This is a genomic window from Acidovorax facilis (assembly GCF_023913775.1).
In the GTDB taxonomy this organism is placed as follows: Bacteria; Pseudomonadota; Gammaproteobacteria; order Burkholderiales; family Burkholderiaceae_C; genus Acidovorax; species Acidovorax facilis.
Genome location: NZ_JAMXAX010000225.1, coordinates 1 through 3,749 on the forward strand (window position 1 = coordinate 1; position 3,749 = coordinate 3,749).

Genomic DNA, 3,749 nt, shown 5'->3' on the forward strand with positions numbered 1-3,749 from the left:
TGGGTGGCTGGGTGGCTGGAGCATTGCTGCAACCATGGGGAAGGGGCGGCTGCGCCTGTGACGGCAGAGGCTGGGGCGGGCTGCATCTTTTGCGCACCACCGCAAGGACTGGGGAGCGCCAACACCGTCACCACGGCCAAGGTCACAGCGGGTTGACGAAGCCAGATCCCTGCGCTGGCAGGCCTGCGCGTGGGATGGAAGCCCCTGGCGCTGCACGAACAGTTTTTAATCAAATAGGGCCCTAGCGCTTATCCATTAAACGCAATCAGCTATCAATAATATAGCAATCACTGTTTGCACTACCCCGCTGCCAAACGAAGCATTCGGCAGCATACGCCCCCGCAGGCACGAAGCCCCCTCACCCAGCCAAGGGCAGATTTCAATGCGCCCGGCACTGCGAAGAGGTGCTGGAAACCACGGAGTAATCGAAGTCCGCATCAATGGAGATACACGCCGACTCGGGTGATGACGGCGGAAACCACGCCACCAGTTCACCGCCATTTCTGGCAATGTGAAAGAAGCGGTCCACCTTGGACCAATCCGCTCTGAAACCATCACTGTCTGAGCAAAACATCCTGGTGCTGGTGTAGCTCTTGCCGGAAACGACGTAGCTGTATTCCACCATTGGAAACTGGGAGATGAACTGGCGCGTTCCTCTACGTACTTGCACTGGGCGACTATCAATTTTGGTAAACCGCACGGGTGTGCTGAGGTAGGCGCACTGGGGAACCGGAGGAGGCAAAAAGAGGGGGGCAAGGGATGCCCCAAGAATCGCGAACAGGGCGATTGCGAGGGCGATGGCGAGGATGCGGCGATTCATTGGAGAGGTCTGACGAGGCTGAAATAGACTGATTCCACATTGCTACCGATGGCATTTGGCACACCGCATCTGACGATGCACACAGCTTTATGCGGTCAACGACGGCCAAGCAGCAAAACCAATTCATGAATCTCTCGAAGCGCATCGAATTCTCTCTAACGCTCTGAGTTCAGCCGCCGCGTAGCAGTCGGCTGCGACGAACAGTGAGACCCGAAGGCCAAAAGGGAGCGCCCTGAATTGGAGAAGGGCGCAGCCCACGCAAAAGCGCTGGGTACCGAAGGGTGCAAGGCGCTACAAGACTGATAGCTGGTAGCGCTTGCAGCACAGGCGCCAGAGGCCAAAAAAGCCTGAAACCGACGAAGCGAACGCAGGCGGAGCCCAGCAGAGCGCCAACACCCCCAAGGAGAAACCTTTGAGAAGGGCGAAGCGCTGGAGTTAATGGTGGCCTGGATATGCGAGTCAGGTTGAGCGACCTGTTATGTTTTAGATTTTATTATTTCGCAGGAGCGAAATATTTTGTCTTCCTTTATTTTATTAGTTATATCAACGGCAAGAGCTTCACCACGCTCTTTTATTGGAATAGCAGTTCCACCGCGATAAAAATTAGTATCTGCTCTCCACACCGTTTTATTGGTTTGCACATCAACCAATTTGACATTATAGATTGCATGAAAAATGCCATATTCATTTCTTGTTCCACCATTTCGGCGAACACTCATAATAGTATCGGCTTTAAACATTTTCATTTTATTGAGATGAATTTTCTCATCCAGCTCTAATGAAGAAATTCTGCTCACCTCTAAAGCGGCACCGCAATCTCTTGCAATAGCACCCAGCTTTGCTTGGAAGGAATCGAAAAAATCTTTCCCAAATTCACTACCTACATCGGTCAGTACAAAAATACGTTTGGGCTCTTTATTGTAATTTTCCGCCTTATTGGAAGCGATTGTTGTTGGCGCAACACAGGCGCTAAGAAGTACAGAAACGATAAATATCAAAAGTGTATTGCGACCAGTGTTCATAGACTCCCCATATTTCGGATGACGATATTACTTTAATAAAACATAACGTTTGAATTCAGCCGACCAGCCAGCGAAGCTGGCGCAGGTCGGCTGCAATGAATGGTTATGCCGCATCGCTCGCCCAGTGAAGTTCAACCTTGTCTAGCTGCCCTGGGCTCAATGCGAGCGCGTCCGCTTCTTGGATTTCGTTCCAGTTGATCAGCGGCCAGCGCTGAGCCGCTTCGTTCATCTGAGTCAGCTCAGCGACCTGCTGCTTTGCAATTGACAGGGCTCGGCTCGCCGCTTCACGTGCGCTGGGAGCTTGAACAAATCCGGACAACTCGAACGAGTCAACTTTTCCGGAGCGGACGAAACCTTCGCCGATGCCAAGTACTTGCCAGACGCTCATTGCGGCCACCTCATGAGGCATAACGTAGAAGTAACCGGCACCGAAGCGCCAGCGAAGGGAACCCAAATGCGCAGCATTTGGGTGTCCGGTTGACTGTCAGGTTATGCCTCACTGCCAGGAATTCCACGTAGCGCTTCTCGGGCGGACATAACGACGCCGGGAGCACTAGAGGATGCCATCTCGAGGAGGACTTCCCTTTCCAGTGGATGCGTTCCCTCGCCAAGTATGTAAGCCAAGTGCTCCTGTCGTGGTTCCGGCCACGATCTCCATTGGCTTTTGATCTGGCACATAACCAACTGCGGGTCTGCATCAATGATGGAACGCGCCTCGATACACCCAACATCAGACCAATAGTCCGCATCGGGAAGATCCAGAAGTTCCGCCAGACGCTCAATCATTGACTTGGTTCGCTGAAGCACAACGGACAAAGTAAGCTGCCCGCCTTTGGCGGGTCAGCTTGACTGCCGGGTTAGGCGGGGCAACTGAGCGAAGCAAGACGGTCTCCTTTAAATTCGACGGTAATTTTCTTGTCACTTCCCTTGGCGGCACTCCATGTCGCCAAAGATTCGGTTGAGCTTTCTGGCATACCCAATTGGAAATACACCTCTGATCTTGGAGAGCCCGCGCTAAGATTTTTGCAGGAAGCAACCGGGTTGGCCCAAGATCCACAGCTTCCATTTTTAAAACAAGTCCGCGCTATGCACACCCCATCGACGGATGCCCACTTTCCATTTCGAACACCACAAAGCTGTCTATCGATTTTTTCGCCGGCCACAAAGTACCCGAGGCCAGTAACCAAGGCCAAGGCGATCACTGCGAAGGGGATGCGATTCTTCATGGCCTAACGCCTGAGTTAAGCCGAGACGCAAAGCGGCATCGGCTTGAATAAATTGTTAGGGCTTGTTCTGTTTACCAGTCTCCTGCAATGCTCGGACAAGGTCTGGAGTGAGGTCACGATTTGGTTCATTACGAAGAATGAGGACGTTGATGATGCTCATATACATATAGTCGTGGTTCTTGGGGTCCATACGCGCGACGAGATCAACTGCAAGCTTTGTATCTTGAAGTTTCACGAGCTTGCCGAAGCCTTCAAGGGCTTGCGAAGTACTCTTGTTGTGTACGTAAAAGAATGCAGCTGAAATGAATTGCGCGACTACGCCAGCGACCCCAAGAACTACGGATTCGCTCAATTTATTCCGGTCGTAGAAATAGGCAATGAACGCAAGAATCACAACGATTAGGCCCGCCGCAGAAGCAACGACACTGCTCCAAAAGCTGACCTTCTGCTGGAAAAGGGTGGAGCCGTAGAACTCATGAAGTTTTTGAATGAATGGGTCACTAGTTTGAACCGGTGCTTCTTGGCTCACGAAATTCTCCATTGCAATGCCTAACTGTCGCATCCCGTACGATCATATGGTCGCTTGTGAAACAGGTGCGGGTGGGTCTGGTACCACTCTTTCATCGCCTGCATCGGCGTACTGCTCTTGAGCGCTGACTGCGGTAACTGGTGGTTGCACAG

The 3,749-nt window shown here is 52.1% G+C and carries 6 protein-coding genes and 1 pseudogene; all 7 read right to left on the reverse strand.

Going from position 1 to position 3,749, the window contains the following annotated elements:
- Positions 1–379: 379 nt before the first annotated feature.
- On the reverse strand, positions 380–820 hold the full coding sequence (locus tag NFX52_RS29430; RefSeq protein ID WP_055395186.1) for a DUF3592 domain-containing protein: 441 nt from the start codon (positions 818–820) through the stop codon (positions 380–382).
- Positions 821–975: 155 nt separating this feature from the next.
- Complete coding sequence (locus NFX52_RS29435; protein WP_353848507.1) at positions 976–1,161, reverse strand: DUF1010 domain-containing protein; 186 nt, start codon at positions 1,159–1,161, stop codon at positions 976–978.
- Between the two features lie 135 nt (positions 1,162–1,296).
- Positions 1,297–1,842 (reverse strand): hypothetical protein, encoded by a 546-nt coding sequence (locus NFX52_RS29440; RefSeq protein WP_156358613.1) that lies wholly within the window; start codon positions 1,840–1,842, stop codon positions 1,297–1,299.
- A gap of 103 nt (positions 1,843–1,945) precedes the next feature.
- Positions 1,946–2,230: a hypothetical protein gene (locus tag NFX52_RS29445; RefSeq protein ID WP_055395182.1), complete on the reverse strand. Its 285-nt coding sequence runs from the start codon at positions 2,228–2,230 to the stop codon at positions 1,946–1,948.
- A gap of 469 nt (positions 2,231–2,699) precedes the next feature.
- The gene (locus tag NFX52_RS29450) at positions 2,700–3,068 is read right to left on the reverse strand and encodes a hypothetical protein (protein ID WP_156358612.1); all 369 of its coding nucleotides are present in this window, start codon (positions 3,066–3,068) and stop codon (positions 2,700–2,702) included.
- A gap of 55 nt (positions 3,069–3,123) precedes the next feature.
- Positions 3,124–3,597 (reverse strand): TRADD-N-associated membrane domain-containing protein, encoded by a 474-nt coding sequence (locus tag NFX52_RS29455; protein ID WP_147433216.1) that lies wholly within the window; start codon positions 3,595–3,597, stop codon positions 3,124–3,126.
- Between the two features lie 20 nt (positions 3,598–3,617).
- Positions 3,618–3,749 (reverse strand): annotated as a pseudogene (locus NFX52_RS29460) (IS481 family transposase); the annotation flags it as partial.